Origin of the sequence: Pseudomonas silensiensis (assembly GCF_050434865.1) — a bacterium.
Taxonomy (GTDB): Bacteria; Pseudomonadota; Gammaproteobacteria; order Pseudomonadales; family Pseudomonadaceae; genus Aquipseudomonas; species Aquipseudomonas fluorescens_W.
The window spans coordinates 161213-180386 of the sequence record NZ_JBNDJH010000008.1; the positions used below are offsets into that span (position 1 = coordinate 161213).

At 60.6% G+C, this 19174-nt stretch carries 14 protein-coding genes; 11 read left to right on the forward strand and 3 right to left on the reverse strand.

The window, feature by feature from the left end; all coding sequences use genetic code 11:
• Nucleotides 1-161 precede the first annotated feature (161 nt).
• A complete protein-coding gene (locus tag QF010_RS14145) occupies nucleotides 162-725 on the forward strand; it encodes a TetR/AcrR family transcriptional regulator (protein WP_008152706.1) in 564 nt (187 codons plus the stop codon).
• 56 nt (nucleotides 726-781) lie between these two features.
• Entirely contained in the window at nucleotides 782-1258 is a 477-nt protein-coding gene (locus QF010_RS14150; RefSeq protein ID WP_008152708.1) for a nuclear transport factor 2 family protein, read from the forward strand.
• 119 nt (nucleotides 1259-1377) lie between these two features.
• On the opposite strand, the gene sfnG is transcribed toward QF010_RS14150, so the two are convergent.
• On the reverse strand, nucleotides 1378-2478 hold the full coding sequence (sfnG, locus tag QF010_RS14155; protein ID WP_429533343.1) for a dimethylsulfone monooxygenase SfnG: 1101 nt from the start codon (nucleotides 2476-2478) through the stop codon (nucleotides 1378-1380).
• A 341-nt stretch (nucleotides 2479-2819) separates the two neighbouring features.
• Here sfnG and QF010_RS14160 point away from each other — a divergent pair, with 341 nt between their 5' ends.
• A complete protein-coding gene (locus QF010_RS14160) occupies nucleotides 2820-4058 on the forward strand; it encodes an acyl-CoA dehydrogenase family protein (RefSeq protein ID WP_429533344.1) in 1239 nt (412 codons plus the stop codon).
• A gap of 181 nt (nucleotides 4059-4239) precedes the next feature.
• Nucleotides 4240-5019: a TSUP family transporter gene (locus tag QF010_RS14165; RefSeq protein ID WP_033054740.1), complete on the forward strand. Its 780-nt coding sequence runs from the start codon at nucleotides 4240-4242 to the stop codon at nucleotides 5017-5019.
• On the opposite strand, the gene nudC is transcribed toward QF010_RS14165, so the two are convergent.
• Together nudC and QF010_RS14175 are read right to left on the reverse strand one after the other, a co-directional pair.
• On the reverse strand, nucleotides 4987-5817 hold the full coding sequence (nudC, locus tag QF010_RS14170; protein WP_429510071.1) for an NAD(+) diphosphatase: 831 nt from the start codon (nucleotides 5815-5817) through the stop codon (nucleotides 4987-4989). The two genes, QF010_RS14165 and nudC, sit on opposite strands and share 33 nt — an antisense overlap.
• A 6-nt stretch (nucleotides 5818-5823) precedes the next feature.
• Nucleotides 5824-6636 (reverse strand): crotonase/enoyl-CoA hydratase family protein, encoded by an 813-nt coding sequence (locus QF010_RS14175; RefSeq protein WP_033054737.1) that lies wholly within the window; start codon nucleotides 6634-6636, stop codon nucleotides 5824-5826.
• Nucleotides 6637-7198: 562 nt separating this feature from the next.
• Between QF010_RS14175 and glgA the strand changes: the two genes are divergently transcribed.
• The 7 genes from glgA (at nucleotide 7199) to QF010_RS14210 (ending at nucleotide 18978) form a co-directional block, all read left to right on the forward strand.
• A complete protein-coding gene (gene glgA / locus QF010_RS14180; protein WP_429533345.1) occupies nucleotides 7199-8785 on the forward strand; it encodes a glycogen synthase GlgA in 1587 nt (528 codons plus the stop codon).
• A gap of 13 nt (nucleotides 8786-8798) precedes the next feature.
• Nucleotides 8799-10598: a malto-oligosyltrehalose trehalohydrolase gene (treZ, locus tag QF010_RS14185; RefSeq protein ID WP_429533346.1), complete on the forward strand. Its 1800-nt coding sequence runs from the start codon at nucleotides 8799-8801 to the stop codon at nucleotides 10596-10598.
• Complete coding sequence (malQ, locus tag QF010_RS14190) at nucleotides 10595-12673, forward strand: 4-alpha-glucanotransferase (RefSeq protein WP_429533347.1); 2079 nt, start codon at nucleotides 10595-10597, stop codon at nucleotides 12671-12673. Before treZ ends, malQ begins: the two co-directional genes overlap by 4 nt.
• Nucleotides 12670-15456 (forward strand): malto-oligosyltrehalose synthase, encoded by a 2787-nt coding sequence (locus tag QF010_RS14195; RefSeq protein WP_429533348.1) that lies wholly within the window; start codon nucleotides 12670-12672, stop codon nucleotides 15454-15456. The genes malQ and QF010_RS14195 overlap by 4 nt, the downstream gene beginning before the upstream one ends.
• A gap of 21 nt (nucleotides 15457-15477) precedes the next feature.
• On the forward strand, nucleotides 15478-15795 hold the full coding sequence (locus QF010_RS14200) for a DUF2934 domain-containing protein (protein WP_429533349.1): 318 nt from the start codon (nucleotides 15478-15480) through the stop codon (nucleotides 15793-15795).
• Between the two features lie 115 nt (nucleotides 15796-15910).
• Nucleotides 15911-18070: a glycogen debranching protein GlgX gene (gene glgX / locus QF010_RS14205; protein WP_033054728.1), complete on the forward strand. Its 2160-nt coding sequence runs from the start codon at nucleotides 15911-15913 to the stop codon at nucleotides 18068-18070.
• 149 nt (nucleotides 18071-18219) lie between these two features.
• A complete protein-coding gene (locus QF010_RS14210) occupies nucleotides 18220-18978 on the forward strand; it encodes a PIG-L deacetylase family protein (protein WP_033054725.1) in 759 nt (252 codons plus the stop codon).
• Nucleotides 18979-19174: the final 196 nt, after the last annotated feature.

The following is a 19174-nucleotide window of genomic DNA, read 5'->3' on the forward strand; positions in this document are numbered from 1 at the left end:
AAAGGTCGAATCCGGAGAACCCGAGAGCTTACACCATGGATTGCCTTGGGTCTTGTGAGTGTCTGTAAAGGCCCCTTCGCGAGCCTGCTCGCGAAGGCGATTTTTCAGACGATAAAAATATCTTCTTGACCAAGGAGAACGATCGTTCTACTGTTTGCCACATGAACGAAATAACCAGCAACGACACACGCGACATCATTCTGGATGTCACCGAAAAGTTGATCTACAAAAGTGGCATCGCTGCCACCGGGATGGATCTTCTGGTGAAAACCGCCGGCGTCTCCAGAAAGAGTATTTACCGTTACTTCGCCAACAAGGAGGAGCTCACCGTCGCGGCCCTGCAACGCCGTGATGTGCGCTGGATGCATTGGTATCGAAGCGAAGTCGACCAGGCTGAAACACCGGCCGACCGGTTGCTCAACCTGTTTACCGTGCTCAAGGCCTGGTTCGCCTCCGAAGGCTTCCGTGGCTGTGCATTCATCAATACCAGCGGCGAAACCGGCGACCCGCAAGACCCGGTTCGCCTGGTTGCCAAAGACCATAAACAAAAGCTGCTCGACTACGTGCGCGAGCTCTGCACCGAACATGGCGCCACAGACCCGGAGACGCTGGCCAAACAGCTGCTGATCCTGATCGACGGTGCCATTACCGTGGCGCTTGTCATGGGTGATCACAGTGCCGCCGATAATGCGCAATGCATGGCGCGAAAGTTATTGGACCTGTAACACTTTTACCAAGCCCGACAACTTGCTAGAACTTTACTTTGTTAGGGAGACTATTAATGTCTAATGCCGAAGTTCGTCCGCCATTGCCGCCATTCACCCGTGAATCGGCCATTGAAAAAGTACGCCTGGCCGAAGACGGCTGGAACTCCCGCGACCCGGAACGCGTGTCGCTGGCCTACACCCTGGACACCAAATGGCGTAACCGCGCCGAGTTCGCCTACAACCGCGAAGAAGCCAAAGGTTTCCTGACGCGCAAATGGGCCAAGGAACTGGATTACCGCCTGATCAAAGAACTCTGGGCCTTTACCGGCAACCGCATCGCCGTGCGTTATGCCTACGAATGGCACGACGACTCGGGCAACTGGTTCCGCTCGTACGGCAACGAAAACTGGGAGTTCGATGAGAACGGTTTGATGGCCAATCGGTTTGCCTGCATCAACGACATGCCGATCAAGGAAAGCGACCGCAAGTTCCACTGGCCGCTGGGTCGTCGTCCTGACGATCATCCAGGTCTGTCCGACCTGGGCCTATAACTTCACATAGACCCAATGTGGAGCGAGCCTGCTCGCGAAGGCGGTGCGTCAGTCAACATCAATGTTGAATCTGATTGCCCCTTCGCGAGCAAGCTCGCTCCCACAGGGTTTTGTGGTGGTCAGGCGACCGCAGTTTGCGGTTTCACCTGCGCTTTAGCTTCCAGCTCCCTCACCAACGGCAATACCCGCTGACCGAAATACTCCACCTCCTCCTGAAAGTGCAGAAACCCCGCCAACACCAGATCCACGCCCACCGCTTTCAACGCGACGATCCGCTCGGCAATCTGCTGCGGCGTACCGATCAGGTTGGTCTTGAAACCGTCGTTGTACTGCACCAGATCCTCGAACGTCGACTTGGCCCAGTTGCCCTCGCCCTCAGGTGACGCCCTGCCCGCCTGCTTCGCCGCATCGCCAAACGCATTCACCGCCTCCGGGTCCGCCTGATCGATGATTTGTGCAAGCACGGCTCGCGCTTCTTCTTCGGTGTCGCGGGCAATGACAAACGCGTTCACGCCGACTTTCACCGAATGATTGTTGGCCGCCGCCTTGGCGCGGATGTCATCGACCTGGGCCTTGATGCCTTCCGGGGTGTTGCCGTTGGTGAAGTACCAGTCCGAAACCCGTGCCGCCATGTCCCGAGCCGCGCGGGAACTGCCACCCTGGAAGATTTCCGGCTGCCCCAGCGGTTTGGGTTTGAGGCTGTAGTTGTCGAAACGGTAGAAGTCGCCGCGAAAGGTAAAGTTGTCCTGGCTCCAGATGCCCTTCAGCGAGCGGATGAATTCTTCGGAGCGGCGATAGCGCTCGTCGTGTTCCAGCCAGTGTTCGCCAATCGCCTGGAACTCACCCTTGAACCAGCCACTGACGATGTTCACCGCCACCCGTCCGTTAGTCAGCTGGTCGATGGTTGCCAATTGCTTGGCTGCCAGCGCCGGTTGCCAAGGGCCGGGCAGGATCGCGGCGATCACTTTCAGTTTAGTGGTGGCGGCCAGCAGCGCGTGGCTGAAGGCGACCGATTCGTGCTGGTACTCGGCGCCGTAACCGGCGGTGAAACGGATTTGCGTCAGGGCGTATTCAAACCCCGCCTCTTCGGCCAGTTGCGCCAGTTTGCGGTTGTAGTCGATGCCCCAGTGGGTACGTTGCTCGATCTTGCTGACCACCAGCCCGCCGCTGACGTTCGGCACCCAGTAGGCAAATTTGACGGCTTGCTGACTCATTGACATGTCCTCGGGACTTTAGGGATGTCCTGGGGTAAGAGCAGCAACCGTGCCAGCGCCAATCTTGAGATGAGCCGAATACTGTGGCGAGGGAGCTTGCTCCCGCTGGGCTGCGTAGCGGCCCCAAGTTTTTGTGAGCGCTGCGCACTCAAGCGGGAGCAAGCTCCCTCGCCACAGAGTGGGTGTATCAGAGGCAATTTGCTGATGCACTGTTGGTACAGCAACAATTCACTGCGTGCCGACATCCAGTTCCTCCCGTAAATCCTGGCCCGCGAGCTTCGGCATGGACCATGCAATTGCCCCTGACAGACGCAACACTTTCTACTGCCGATCCAAGGAGCCGTCCCATGACCGAACACCAGGTAATCAATCCGCTGTCCACTGGCACTGACTATGAAGCGCTGGCCGCAAGGTTCCGGCCGATCTTCCAACGCATCGCCGCCGGTGCCGTTGAGCGCGAGCAGTCCCGCAGCCTTCCCTACGAACCGATTCAGTGGCTCAAGGACGCCGGTTTCGGCGCCGTACGGATTCCGGTTGAATACGGCGGTGGCGGCGCCTCCCTGCCACAACTGTTTGAGCTGCTGATCGAATTGGCCGAAGCCGATTCCAACGTGCCTCAGGCCTTGCGCGGGCACTTCGCCTTTGCCGAGGATCGCTTGAACTCGGCGCCCGGGCCGGCGCGGGATCTGTGGTTCAAGCGCTTCGTCGACGGTGACATCGCCGGCAATGCCTGGACCGAAATCGGCAGCGTGGCGATTGGCGATGTCATCACCAAAGTCTCACCTCACGGTGACCAATGGCGGCTCAACGGCGAGAAGTTCTACAGCACCGGCAGCCTGTTTTCCGACTGGATCGACGTGTACGCGCAACGCAGCGACACCGGCGGCGATGTGATTGCCGCGGTCCGCACTCGCCAACCCGGCATCGTGCAGAGCGACGACTGGGACGGCTTTGGCCAGCGCACCACCGGCAGTGGCACCTCACGGTTTATCGATGCTGACGTGGAGGCCGAAAACATCATCGACTTCGCCACCCGCTTCAAATACCAGACTGCGTTTTATCAGTTGGTGCTGCTGGCGACACTGGCCGGGATCGGTCGTGCGGCGTTGCGCGATGTGGCTCACCAGGTGCGTGAACGCAAACGCATCTACAGCCATGGCAATGCGCAACATGTCAGCCAGGATTCGCAGGTGCAGCAAGTGGTCGGTGAGATTGCGGCGCTGGTGTATGCGGCCGAGGCCAGCGCCTTGAGGGCTGCACAACCGGCGCAACGGGCTTATCTCGCGCGATTCTCAGGTGATGACGCCTTGGAACAAGAAGCGAATGTCGCGGCGGAAATCGAATCGGCCAAGGCTCAGGTGGTGGTGTCGGAGCTGATCCAGCGAGCAACCACAAAGCTGTTCAATGCGCTGGGGGCTTCGGATACTCGGGTGGGTAAATCGCTCGACCGGCACTGGCGCAATGCGAGGACGGTGTCGTCGCACAATCCGGTGATCTACAAGGCACGGATTGTCGGGGATTGGGTGATCAACGGGACCGAGCCGCCGTTTGTGTGGCAGATCGGGAATGGGCCACAGTCCGACTGATGTAGCGTCTGCAAGTCTGTCTTCGCGGGCAAGCCTCGCTCCTACGGGATTTGTGTCGACCTGTAGGAGCGAGGCTTGCCCGCGAAGGCGCCAGAGCGGTCGCCGCAGTAGTTGGATATAGGTAAGATATCGGCCCTTCCCCGCAGCCCTGTCCTGCGCCCCCGCCGAATAAGCCGATTCCATGCCTTTCGAACTCAGTGTTGACCTCACCACCCTGGCCATTCTGGCCCTCGTCGCTTTCATTGCCGGTTTCATCGACGCCATTGCCGGCGGCGGCGGTCTGTTGACCACCCCGGCGCTGCTGACCGCAGGCCTGCCACCACACTTGGTGCTGGGCACCAACAAACTCAGTTCGACGTTCGGCTCGGCCACGGCCAGTTTCACCTTCTACCGGCGCAAGCTGTTCCATCCAAAACAGTGGATGCACGCCATTGTCGGCACGCTGGTGGGCGCGCTGACCGGGGCTGTGGTCGCTCACTACCTGCCGGCGGAATGGCTGAACAAGATGCTCCCGGTGATCGTTTTCGGCTGCGGCGTCTATCTGTTGTTTGGCGGCACGCCGAAAGCGCCGCTGGACAGCGACGCACCGATCAAGAAGAAGTGGCAATCAACCCAAGGCTTCGGCCTCGGGTTTTACGACGGCGTGGCCGGTCCCGGCACGGGTGCGTTCTGGACCGTCAGCACGATGCTGATGTACCCCATCGACCTGGTGAAGGCCAGCGGCGTGGCGCGCAGCATGAACTTCGTCAGCAACATTGCGGCACTGTCGGTGTTCGTGTTTTCCGGGCAGGTGGACTGGATCATCGGCCTGAGCATGGGCCTGTCGGTGATGATCGGGGCGTTCTTCGGGGCTCGCACCGCCATCAGCGGCGGTGCGAAGTTCATTCGCCCGGTGTTCATCACCGTGGTGCTGGGCTTGACCGTGCGGTTAGCCTGGCAACACTGGTTCAGCGTGGCCTAAGCGCCGCGCCACATAGACGTCGATCAGGTAACGGGCAATCGAGCGTGACGCCGGCAACGGCGGCAGCTCATGAACGTTGAACCACTGGGCGTCTTCGATCTCGTCTTCCTGACACACGATCTCGCCGCCGGCGTATTCGGCATGGAAACCCAGCATCATCGAATGCGGGAACGGCCAGCATTGGCTGCCCATGTACTGGATGTTCTTGACCTCGATCTGCACTTCTTCACGGACTTCACGAATCAGGCAGTCTTCGGCCGACTCGCCCGGTTCGGCAAACCCCGCCAACGTGCTGTAGACCCCGGCGACAAAGCGTGGCGAACGCGCCAGCAGAACCTCATCGCCCCGGGTCACCAGCACGATCATGCTCGGCGAAATGCGCGGGTAGCTGCGTAAATCGCACGGTTCGCAATACATCGCCCGTTCCCGGATCACCTGGGTCATCGCCTGCCCGCAGTTACCGCAAAAGCGGTGTTCGCGGGCCCAGGTGCCGATTTGCGCGGCATAACCGAGCACCTTGTAGAGCGTATGGTCGCCTTCGAGCATGAACGCCCGCAGGCCTTTCCAGTTGCAGCCCGGCACATCACTGTGACTGCGCAGCTCCAGTAAATAGACCGGTTCGCCGTCCAGGTGACCGATGCCATGTTCGGCGAGGATCGACAGGTCCTGGCGCTTGAGCCATTCGCGCGGGAACAGCGCGCCATTGTCATCGAACAGAAAGCCCTCGGGGCTGCGCGCCACGGCCCAGCCGCCGGGTTGGTCGGTGTCCAGTACTGCAGTGGTCCAGCGTGAAGTCATTTTTAATCAGTCCAGAAATTCGGGTTTCTGTTTGCTCATATGGGCGGCCATGGCCACGCGCAGATCGGTGGATTGCAGCATGGCGGCGTTCCAGGTGGCGACGTATTCGAGGCCGTCATCGATGCGATGGTCGCGCATGTAGCTGATCATCTCTTTGGTGCCGGTGATCGCAATCGGCGACTTGCCGGCGATCTCGCGGGCAATCCCCATGACACCGTCGAGCAGGCTGGCGGTGTCGCTGTAGACGCGATTGACCAAGCCCATGCCACGCGCTTCTTCGGCACCGAACGTGCGACCAGTGTAAGCCAGTTCACGCAGCATGCCGTCACCGATGATCCGCGGCAAGCGTTGCAAAGTGCCAACGTCGGCGGCCATGCCGATGTCGATTTCCTTGATCGAGAATTGCGCGTCTTCAGCGGCGTAACGCATGTCGCAAGCCGAAATCAAATCAATCGCGCCGCCCAGGCAATAACCCTGAACCGCCGCCAGCACCGGCTTGCGGCAATTGTCGACGGCATTGAAAGACGCTTGCAAGGCGAGAATCTTGCGGCGCAGCAGGCGCGCGTTGCGCCCCACGTCCTTGCCCAGTTCATTGGCCACGCCGGCCAGCATCATCAAGTCGATGCCGGAAGAAAAATGCTTGCCCGCACCACTGAGCACCACCACCCGGACTTCGTCGGTGTCGTCGATCCACTGGAAAATCTCGATGATCTCACTCCAGAACGCGGCGTTCATCGAGTTGATCTTTTCCGGCCGGTTGATCTGCACATGGGCGATTTTATCGGCCAGTTCGACGGTGAACGCAGTGTACTGAGACATGGCAGTGATCCTTTTACCGGGCAGAAAATGAAGCCCGGACTATAACAAGGCATCAAGGCGCACCGTAAGGCAGCGGTTCGGCCAAAGACGGGACTGACTGTCGCGCACCACAACGGTGCATAAGCCTTGCCGCGCTTCGCACATTCATGTGACATCTCGACTTTTTTTTGAGGCAAAACGCTAAAAAAACATGCCCTTCGTCGGTGCGTTTATCCCTCCAAGCGGTACGTCCGTACCTCTTTAAACCGATTGTCGAACAATTTTGCCATATGGTCTCCCCCGCTCTAAGTTCTGGCCTAGACTCAGTTCCGCGAGGCAAAACCGGTCGGTCATAAAGTGGAAAGAAAGTCGAAACTTTTGCCGGTCGTGACGGGTCAGCTTAAAAGGAGGGGCGTTGCGACTGGTGCAATCCTTGCAACGATCACTACAGCCATTCTGCTTCATCGTATTGGCAGCGCTTGCTCACCGATGCGTAGCGCGTTTGCGCCCGGCCACAGGAATTGGCCACGAAACACCGTTTGTGCCAGACCTAAGAATTAGATCAACAACACGGGAGATTTATATGATCAGTGCGGCTTTAGATATTCAGGGAGAACGTGCTCATCAGCAGGTCGGCGAAACGAGCGCCGTGAGCGTTCCAAGTCACCAATCGATCAGCGTCCCAGGCACCAAGACGCTGACACCGGTGGCCAGTCAGAATCCCAACAAGAAGAAAGTGCTGTTCGTCACCTCGGAGATCGCCGATCTGGTGAAAACCGGTGGTCTGGGCGACGTTTCCGCAGCGCTGCCGCGAGCCATGGCTCACTTGCACGATGTGCGAGTGTTGATCCCCGGTTACCCGCAAGTGCTGCACAGCGAAAACCCGATTCATATCATTGGTGAGCTCGGCGGTCACGCCGCGTTGCCCCCCTGCAAGATCGGGCGCATGGACATGCCTGACGGTCTGGTCATTTACGTGTTGATCTGCCCCGAGCTCTATGAGCGCGAGGGTTCGCCTTACGGTGCCAACAACGGCCGCGACTGGCCGGATAACCACATCCGCTTTGCCCGCCTGGGCCTGGCAGCCGCCGACATCGCCGCCAACCTTGCACAAATTCACTGGTGCCCGGACCTGGTGCACGCCCATGACTGGCCTGCCGGTCTGGCACCCGCTTACATGCACTGGCGTGGACAGCGTACCCCGACGCTGTTCACCATTCATAACCTCGCCTACCAGGGCGTGACCAGTCTTGGGTCGTGCCCGGAACTGGGTATTCCCACGCATGCCTTGCAACAGGAAGGCATGGAGTTCTACGGCAAGATGTCGTTCCTCAAGGCCGGCATGGCTTATTCGAGCCACATCACCACCGTCAGCGCCACCTATGCCCAGGAAATCACCACCCCGGCCTTCGGCTGCGGTCTCGACGGTTTTCTTGCCGCCAAGACCCAGCAAGGTCTGCTCAGTGGTATTCCCAATGGCATCGATGAAAGCTGGGACGCCGCCACCGACCCGCACCTGTTCTGCCCCTTCAAAATTGGCGATTGGGAAGGCAAAGCGGTCAACGCCGCCCACGTGCGTGAGCTGTTCGGCCTGGACGACAGCGAAGGTCCGCTGTTCGCCGTGGTTTCGCGACTGGTCTATCAGAAAGGCCTGGACCTGACCGAGGCCGTCTCCGAGTACATCGTCAACTCTGGCGGGCAGATCGCGATCATCGGTCGTGGCGAGCCGGAAGAAGAACAAGCCATGCGTGAACTGGCCGTGCGCTTCCCAGGCCAGATCGGCGTGCGCATCGGTTTCAACGAAACCGACGCCCGTCGCATGTTCGCCGGCAGTGATTTCCTGCTGATGCCTTCGCGTTACGAACCTTGCGGGCTGAGCCAGATGTACGCCCAGCGCTTCGGTTCGTTGCCGGTGGCACGCAACACCGGGGGTTTGGCCGACACCATTGAAAACGGCGTGACCGGTTTCCTGTTCGACGAATCCACGGCTGAAAGTTACGAGGAAGCCCTGAGCCGGGCTTTCAAGGTTTTTGCCTTCCCCGATCTGCTCAACGCCATGCGTTGCCGTGCCATGGCCGCGCCTTTCAACTGGTGCAAGGCGGTCGAACCGTACGCCGAACTCTACGAAAAACTGGTGGCCAAAGCGCTGGGTAAATCGGGCAAACATTAAGAGGTTTTCATAGATGCCGTTACGGACCCTTGAGACCTGGCCCCACGGCGCAATCATGCTGGACGCAGAACACACGCGTTTTGCCTTGTGGGCGCCAGATGCGTTTTACGTCAGTGTCGAACTGGAAGATGGACAGTCCTTGCCACTCCTGCCCCAGGCAGATGGCTGGTTCGTGATCAACACCCGCTGCCCCGCTGGCACGCGTTATCGCTACAACATCGACGGCGAGCTGGAGGTGCCCGACCCGGCCTCCCGCGCGCAGGCCGGTGATATCGACCGCCACAGCGTGGTGGTCGACCCACTTGCGTATCAATGGCGACACAGCACCTGGTTCGGACGGCCGTGGAATGAGGCGGTGATCTACGAATTGCACGTCGGTGCGCTCGGCGGCTTCAGCGAAGTCGAGCAGCACCTGGCGCGCCTCGTGGAGCTGGGCATCAGTGCGATCGAATTGATGCCGCTGGCGCAGTTCCCCGGTGATCGCAATTGGGGCTACGACGGGGTTCTGCCCTACGCGCCCCAAGCGTCCTACGGCACTCCCGAACAACTCAAACACCTGATCGACACCGCCCACGGCCATGGCCTGGCGGTGATTCTCGACGTGGTCTACAACCACTTCGGCCCGGACGGCAATTACCTGCATCGCTACGCCAAGGCCTTCTTCCGCGAAGACAAGCACACCCCGTGGGGTGCGGCCATCGACTTCCGGCGGCGCGAGGTGCGGGACTTCTTCATCGACAATGCGCTGATGTGGTTGCTGGAGTACCGCTTCGATGGCTTGCGCCTGGACGCGGTGCACGCCATCGAAGACCCTGACTTTCTTCAGGAACTGGCAAAAAAGGTTCGCCAGCAAATCGACCCGGCGCGTCATGTCTGGCTGACGGTAGAGAACGAACACAACCAGGCCAGTCTGCTGGAACAAGGCTTCGACGCGCAGTGGAACGACGACGGCCACAATGCCTTGCACGTGCTGCTGACCGGCGAAACCGACGCCTATTACGCCGACTATGCGCAAAACCCCACCGAGCAACTGGCGCGCTGCCTGAGCCAGGGCTTTGTGTTTCAGGGCCACGTGACCCGTCACGGTACAACCCGTGGCGAGCCCAGCGGTCACTTGCCGCCCAGTGCTTTCGTGCTGTTTTTGCAAAACCACGACCAGATCGGCAACCGCGCCTTGGGCGAACGATTGCATCAACTGGCCCACCCCGATGCGCTCAAGGCAGCCACCGCATTACTGCTGTTGTCACCGATGATCCCGCTGATGTTCATGGGCGACGAGTTCGCCGCCGAGCAACCGTTCCTGTTCTTCACCAGCCATCACGGTGAACTCGCGGAACTGGTCCGCGAGGGACGACGTAACGAGTTTGCAGCGTTCAGCGCGTTTGCTGATCCGCACACACGCGAGCGAATTCCCGACCCCAACGCGCGCCAGACCTTTGAGGCTTCACGCCCCGAGCTGAGATCAACCCCACAGTCCGCCATGCATGATCTGTATCGCCAACTGTTGCAGATCCGCCATCAGCAGATCATTCCCCGTCTGCCCGGTGCTCAAGCATTGGGTGCCGAGGTGCTGGCCACAGGCGCGGTAACGGCGCGCTGGCGACTGGGCGATGGCAGTCAGCTGCGCATTGACCTGAACCTCAGCGACACGCCAGTGGTCCACTCCCCACAGGCCGACGCTTCGTTGTTGTTGTTCGAATACCCGCCACAGTCAGCCGGTCTGTTGGATAAGGGCACACTTGCCCCGCATTGCGCGCTAGTCAGCCTCACGGCCGCAGCCCCTTTGCTACCCCCGGATGGAGAGCGCCAATGAGCGATACGCAACTGGAAATACTGGCCAGCCGAGCTGGCCTGGCTGTCGACTGGATCGACGCTAACGGCCGTCCACAGAAAGTCGCTCCATCAGTGTTACGCAACGTCCTCATCGGACTCGGCCACCCGGCCGGCACCGCCCAGGAAATTGATGCCAGCCTGCTGGAACTGCAACAGGTGCAACAGACCCGACACCTGCCGCCGCTGCTGACCGCAGACTTCGGTGTCGGCCTGAGCCTGGCGCATTACTTTGAGCCCGAAACACCGTGCGAGGTCCACCTTGAAGATGGCTCGCGACTTCATTTAAAACTGGATGCCCAGGCGATCCTGCCCGGCCTGATCCCGGTCGGTTATCAACACGTCAGCATCGACGGGCAGGCATTTACCTTGGCCGTTGCACCGACACGCTGCTACAGCGTCGGCGATGCCGTCGACAGTCCGATCCCCCGCACCTGGGGCCTGAGCGTGCAGCTGTACTCGCTGCGTCGTCCGGGCGATGGCGGTTTCGGCGATACCCAGGCACTCGAAGACCTGGCCCGGGTGGCCGGCGAACGTGGCGCCGAAGCGTTGGCGATCAGTCCGCTGCATGCGATGTTCGGCAGCGACACCGAGCGTTACAGCCCGTATTCGCCGTCCAGCCGCTTGTTTCTCAACAGTCTGTACGCCGCACCGGGCGCGATCCTGGGTGATCGAGCATTACGGACCGCGATTGATGCCACCGGCCTGGCGGCAGAACTCAAGCACCTTGAAGCCTTGCCGTTGGTTGATTGGCCGGTAGCGGCCGAAGCCAAACATCGCCTGTTGCAGGCGTTGTACGAAGGCTTTGTCCAGGGCGAACACCCGTTGCATGCCGACTTCAGCAGCTTCCGCCACGCCGCTGGCGAAGCCCTGGAAAACCACTGCCGCTTTGAAGCCATTCAAGAGTCCCGCGCCGCCAAGGGTGAAAGTCTCGACTGGCGGCACTGGCCCGAGCAATGGCAAAACCCGCGCAGCGCGGCACTGGCCGAATTTGCCGAAGAAAACGCCGGACGCATCGGCTTCTTTGCCTTCTGCCAATGGCTGATCACCCGCTGCCTGGAACGCGCACAAACCGCCGCCCGCAGCGCCGGCATGAGCATTGGCCTGATCGCCGATCTCGCCGTGGGTGCCGATGGCGGTGGCAGTCAGGCCTGGAGTCGTCAGGACGAATTACTCGCCTCGCTGACCGTGGGTGCACCACCCGACATCCTTAACCGCACTGGTCAGGGCTGGGGGATTTCCGCGTTCTCGCCCGAAGGTCTGGTACGCAATGGCTTTCGTGCCTTCATCGAAATGCTCCGCGCCAATTTTGCCCACGCCGGTGGCCTGCGCATCGATCACGTCATGGGCCTGCAACGGTTGTGGGTGATCCCCAATGGCGCGTCACCCGCCGACGGCGCTTACCTCTATTATCCGGTGGACGACCTGCTGCGCTTGCTGACCCTCGAGTCCCATCGGCATCAGGCCATCGTCCTCGGTGAAGACCTCGGCACCGTGGCTGACGGTCTGCGAGAAAAGCTCATCGCCCGCTCGATCCTCGGCATGCGTGTGCTGCTGTTCGAACAGGACAACACGCACTTCAAACCGATTCTCGACTGGCCGGACAATGCCCTCGCGACCACCAGTACCCATGACCTGCCAACGCTCAATGGTTGGTGGCATGGCCACGATATCGACTGGAATGCCCGACTGGGCCTGGTCGACGCTCCGGGTGAAATCGAATGGCGTCACCACCGTGAACGCGAGCGTGAAGGCCTGCGCCGGGTGTTGAGCGAGGACCCGCAGAACTTTCGCGAAGAGTCCCATGAAACCGATCAGGTACTCGACGCCGCCATACGCTTCCTCGGCCATACCCGTGCGCCGCTGGTGTTGCTGCCGCTGGAAGATGCCCTGGGCATCGAGCAGCAGGCCAACTTGCCCGGCACCACCGACACGCACCCCAACTGGTCCCGACGCTTGCCCGGCGACAGTGAAGCCTTGCTCGATGACCCGGACGCCGCCCGACGCCTGGAACTGCTCGCCTGTGCGCGACTTCAGGCGGCCGAGCGTGACCAATGAAGCAAACGCTTATCCAACCGCTGCGGGCGACCCTGCGGCTGCAGTTTCATAAAGACTTCACGCTGGACGATGCGGTGCCTCTGGTGCCGTACTTCGCCAGCCTCGGCATCAGCCATGTCTATGCGTCACCCCTGCTGAGTGCCCGCGCCGGTTCCATGCATGGCTACGACGTCGTGGACCCGAGCACGGTCAACCCGGAGCTGGGCGGCGAAGCGGCGCTACGGCGTTTGGTCAGTGCATTGCGCAAGCAGCACATGGGACTGATCCTCGACATCGTCTCCAACCACATGGCCGTCGGCGGTGGCGATAACCCCTGGTGGCAGGACTTGCTGGAATGGGGACGCCTGAGCCCTTACGGCGAGTTCTTCGACATCCAGTGGCATTCGCCCGACCCGTTGATGGAAGGCCAGTTGCTGCTGCCCTTCCTTGGCAGCGACTACGGCATCGCCTTGCAGGACGGCACCCTGCCCCTGCGCTTCGATGCGCAAAAGGGCGCGTTTTATGTCGAGCACTATGAGCATCACTTCCCGATCTGCCCGACCCATTACGGCGAACTGCTCAGAACCGATGACCCGCTGAGCGCCGAATCGCTCAAGTCGTTGGCAGACCGCTTCAGCACCTTGAGCTACCAGAGCGACGCCCACAGTCTCGCGATGCCGCTGAAAGCAGAGCTGCGTGAACTGGCCAATGATCCGGCGATTCTGCAGGCCATCCAGCAAAACCTCAGCGCTTACGACTCGCTCACCGCCGAAGGTTTCCAGCGCCTGCACCAGTTGCTTGAACACCAAAGCTATCGCCTGGCCAGTTGGCGCACCGCGGCAGATGACATCAACTGGCGGCGTTTTTTCGATGTCAACGAACTGGGCGGCCTGCGGGTCGAACGCCCGGCCGTGTTCGAAGCCACCCACGCGAAAATCTTCGAGCTGGTGGCCGAAGGCCTGGTTGACGGTCTGCGCATCGACCACATCGACGGTCTCGCTGACCCTCGGGGCTACTGCCGCAAATTGCGGCGGCGAGTCGACAGCCTGTCACCGGATCGGCACCTGCCGATCTACGTCGAGAAGATCCTCGGCGAAGGTGAAACCCTGCACCGTGACTGGTCGGTGGATGGCACCACCGGTTACGAGTTCATGAATCAGCTGTCGCTGCTGCAACACGCTCCGGAAGGCGCCGACACCTTGGGCGAACTGTGGAATCGTTACAGCGAACGGCCCGCTGATTTCCGTCAGGAAGCGCAACTGGCCCGCCAGCAGATCCTCAACGGCTCCCTCGCCGGGGACTTCGAAAGCGTTGCCCAGGCCCTGTTGCAAGTGGCCCGGGATGACCTGATGACTCGCGATCTGACCCTCGGTGCGATTCGTCGCGCGTTGCAGGAACTGATCGTGCATTTCCCGGTGTACCGCACCTACATCAGCCCCCGCGGGCGTTCGGCTGAAGACGATGTGTTTTTCCAGCAAGCCATGGACGGTGCCAGGCAAACCCTCGGTGAGGCCGACTGGCCGGTGCTTGATTGCCTGGCCAACTGGCTGGGGGGTGAATCATGGCGCAAACGCCCATTGGGCCGGCCGCGCAAGATGCTCAAGCATGCCTGTGTGCGTTTTCAGCAACTGACGTCGCCAGCGGCGGCGAAGGCTGTCGAGGACACCGCGTTCTATCGCTCAGCGACGTTGTTGTCGCGCAATGACGTGGGCTTCAGCACCGAGCAGTTCAGCGCGCCGGTGGCCGATTTCCATGCGGCTTGCGTCAACCGTCTCGACGAGTTCCCCGATAATTTGCTGGCCACCGCGACCCACGACCACAAACGCGGCGAAGACACCCGCGCACGCCTGGCGGTGCTGAGCGAACGCAGTGCCTGGTACGCCGAGCAAGTCCCGCTCTGGCAGGCCCTCGCCCGCCCCCTGCGCGACGACGACCAGATGCCGACTGCGGGCGATGAGTTGATCCTCTATCAAGCACTCCTCGGCAGCTGGCCGCTCGATTTACGCAGTGACGATCAGACAGCCTTGGAAAACTACACTCAACGTGTATGGCAGTGGCAACAGAAAGCCTTGCGCGAAGCCAAGTTGCAAAGCAGCTGGAGCGCGCCGAACGAGGCTTACGAACAAGCCGTTCAGCAATTCCTGCAGCGTCTGCTTCTGAGCCCCGAAGGTGAACCGCTACGTGCGGCCCTCGGCAACGCAGCCAACAGCATCGCCGTCCCCGGCGCCCTCAATGGGTTGGCGCAAACCTTGCTGCGCATGACCGTGCCGGGGGTGCCGGACCTTTATCAGGGCAACGAGTACTGGGACTTCTCGCTGGTCGATCCAGACAACCGCCGGCCGGTGGATTACGCCAGCCGTCAGCAGTCAATGCAAACGCCATTACAACTGCCAAAATTGTTGGCTGACTGGCGCGACGGGCGCATTAAACAAGCGCTGATCGCACAGGTGTTGAACCTGCGGCTCGAGCACACCGAGCTGTTTCGGCGAGGGACGTATCAAGCCCTTGAAGTCGTCGGCAGCCAGGCTCACCGAGTGCTGGCATTTGCTCGCTCGCTGGAAGGAAAACGCGCCATCGTGATCGTACCGATACGCTGCGCCGAACTGCTGAAAAACAGTGCCGAACCCCGGATTGACGCGCCGCTGTGGGGCGATACACGGATCAAATTACCGTTCACCGCCCCTGATGAACATTTGAAGGGACTTTTTTCAAGCACCACAGTCACACACCAAAGGGAGCTGAACATCAGCGACGCGTTAGTGGATTTCCCGATCAATCTTTTTATCCAAACTACCCATACTTGAGTTCAGTTCAGGAGCATTGCGATGAGCACCAACGATAAACGTATCCGCGAATTCGCCTATCAAATCTGGGAATCGGAAGGAAAACCCGAGGGCCAGGACGCTCGCCATTGGGAGATGGCCCGCAAACTGGCTGAAGCCGAAGCCCTGGCACCGAGCAAGTCGCCAAAAGCGCCTGGCAGCAAAACCGCCAGCACCAAGGCCCCTGCCAGCAAAGCCAATGGCAAGGCTGCCGAGCCAAAAGCCAAAGCCAAGCCCGCCGCTGCCTCCAAGGTCATCCCGCCGGGCGAAAAAGCCAACGAGAAAAAGCCTCGGGCAGCGCGTAAACCGCCCGCTGTCTGACGCCTTTCACCTTTGTCCTGATTGACCTCGTGGCGGGTTTTCTCGCCACCGAGGGCTCGCTCGCCCTCAAAAAAAACCAGAGCCAAGAATTGTCCCCCTTTTTGCAGGAGCACCTATGACCAGTCCGAAGAAAGCCGCGCCAGAACCTCAAGCCGAGGCCTCGCGAATCCGTGAAGGCTTGCCCTTCCCGCTGGGCGCGACCTGGGATGGCCTGGGGGTCAACTTTGCCTTGTTTTCCGCCAATGCCACCAAGGTCGAGCTGTGCATCTTCGATGATGCCGGCGAGGTCGAACTGGAACGCATCGAACTGCCGGAATACACCGACGAGATCTACCACGGCTACCTGCCCGACGCGCATCCGGGGATGATCTACGGCTACCGTGTCTACGGCCCGTACGACCCGGCGAACGGTCATCGCTTCAACCACAACAAACTGCTGATCGACCCCTACGCCAAACAACTGGTCGGCCAGTTGAAATGGTCCGAAGCCCTGTTCGGCTACACCATCGGCCACCCCGACGCCGACCTCAGTTTTGATGAGCGCGACAGTGCGCCGTTCGTGCCCAAGTGCAAGGTGATCGACCCGGCCCATACCTGGGGCAATGATCAACGGGTCAGCATCCCGTGGGACAAGACGATCATTTATGAAACCCACCTGCGCGGCATCAGCATGCGTCACCCCTCCGTCCCCGAGAACGTGCGCGGCACCTGCGCCGGGTTGATGGTCGATGATGTGCTGGAACACATCCGCAAGCTCGGCGTGTCGACGGTTGAATTGCTGCCGATTCATGCCTTCGTCAACGACCAGCACCTGTTGCACAAGGGCATGACCAATTACTGGGGCTACAACAGCATCGCGTTCTTCGCCCCCGACCCGCGTTACCTGGCCAGCGGCAAAATCGCCGAGTTCAAGGAGATGGTCGCGCACCTGCACGAAGCCAATCTTGAAGTGATCCTCGACGTGGTCTACAACCACACCGCCGAGGGCAACGAACAAGGCCCGACCCTGTCCATGCGTGGCATCGACAACGCCTCCTATTACCGCTTGATGCCCGACGACAAGCGCTACTACATCAACGATTCCGGTACCGGCAACACCCTCGACCTGAGTCACCCGTGCGTGCTGCAAATGGTCACTGACTCCCTGCGCTACTGGGCTTCGGAAATGCACGTGGACGGTTTCCGCTTCGACCTGGCGACCATTCTCGGGCGCTACCACGATGGCTTCGACGAACGTCACAGCTTCCTGGTGGCCTGCCGTCAGGACCCGGTGCTGCGCCAGGTGAAGATGATTGCAGAAGCCTGGGATTGCGGCCCCGGTGGCTATCAGGTCGGTAACTTTCCGCCAGGCTGGGTCGAGTGGAATGACAAATTCCGCGACACCGTGCGTGCGTTCTGGAAAGGCGACGACGGCCAACTGGCGGACTTCGCCAGTCGCATGACAGCCTCCGGCGAGATGTTCAATCAGCGTGGTCGGCGGCCATACGCCTCGGTGAACTTCGTCACCGCCCACGACGGTTTCACCCTCAACGACCTGGTGTCGTACAACGACAAGCACAACGAAGCCAACGACGAGAACAATCAGGACGGCAGCAACAATAACCTGTCCTGGAACCACGGCGTCGAAGGCCCGACCGACGATCCCGAAATCAATGAGCTGCGCCAGCGGCAGATGCGCAATTTCTTTGCCACGCTGCTGCTGTCCCAAGGCACGCCGATGCTGGTGGCCGGCGACGAATTCGCCCGCACCCAGGAAGGCAACAACAACGCCTATTGCCAGGACAGCGAGATCGGTTGGGTCAATTGGGACCTGGGCGAAGACGGCAAGGCCCTGCTCAAGTTTGTTAAACGCCTGATCAAGTTGCGCCTGACCTACCCGATCCTGCGTCGCGGCCGGTTCCTGGTGGGCAATTACAACGAGGACATCGGCGTCAAGGACGTCACCTGGCTCGCGCCGGATGGCAGCGAAATGTCCACCGAACAATGGGAAGAAGGCCATGGCCGCTGTCTCGGCATGCTGATGGATGGCCGTGCCCAGGAAACCGGTATCCGCCGCAAGGGCGGTGACGCGACCCTGTTGCTGGTGGTCAACGCGCACCACGACATCGTCAACTTCACCTTGCCGGAAGTGCCTGACGGCTATCACTGGACGTGCATGATCGACACCAATCAACCGTCGATTCGCGGGCAGGAACGCTTCGAGTTCGGGCACGAATATTCCGTCACCGGTCGTTCGCTGCTGCTGTTCGAATTGCAGCATGAGGAAGAAGAGTGAAGTGGGCCTTCAGGGCGTAGCCCGGATAAAAAAACGTATTGAATGGAGCATCGAGGCGACGAATAGCGTGACATGAGCAATACTCTGCTCGCGGCAATCCAGGGTTTGGAGCGCCGCACATTGCTATCAACGAGAACAAGGACGTAGCCATGAAATCGGTTTCCATCAGTGAAAGCAGCCCTCCAGTACAAATCTGGAACAGCGCCCCGCAACTGGACAACATCCCTGTCATCAGCACTCAGACCCTGGTCCCCGCCGGCGCACGCGCGGTAGTGATTGCCCCACACCCTGGCGATGAAGTCGTGACCTGCGGCGGCCTGCTGCAGTTGCTCAGCGCCCTGGGTCATCCCCTGCAATTGATCTCGATTACCGACGGCAGCGCCAGCCATCCAGGCTCGCAACAGTGGTCGGAGAAGCGCTTGAGCGTTTTCCGCCCCCAGGAAAGCCTCGAAGCCTTGCGCCGGCTCGGGCTGCCGATGCACAGCCTGAAATGGATTCGTGGCGGCTTCACCGACAACGCCCTGGCGGAACGGGAATTTCAGATGAGTCAATTCATTGCCCGTTATCTACGCCCCGGGGATGTGGTGTTTAGCACCTGGCGCGAGGATGGCATTGTCGACCATGACGCCGTCGGCCGGGCTAGCGCCAAGGCAGCAGCAATGGTCGGTGCGGAATTCAACGAAGTACCGGTCTGGGCCTGGCACTGGCCGACGCGTGCTCGAGGGCTCATCCCGTGGCATCGCGCACGCAAGGTGCGCCTGGACACCTGGACCGTCGCGCGCAAAAGCCACGCTACCCACGCCTATGCCAGCCAGCTCGACGGCGAACCGGCCATCGGCCTCGCCCCGCTGCTGCCCCCGGTGCTTCTTGAGCGGATACGGTTGCCCTACGAAATTGTCTTCGTCTGACGTAGCAGCCTGTAGCAGCTGTCGAGCCTGCGAGGCTGCGTTCGGCTGCGCAGCAGTCGTAAGACCCGGCAATGCGGTGTGTCAGGCAAACTGCATGTTCTGGATGACGACTGCTGCGCAGCCGAACGCAGCCTCGCAGGCTCGGCAGCTGCTACATTCTGGTGTGAAGGCTACTAGCGACGAATCACTCTGAACT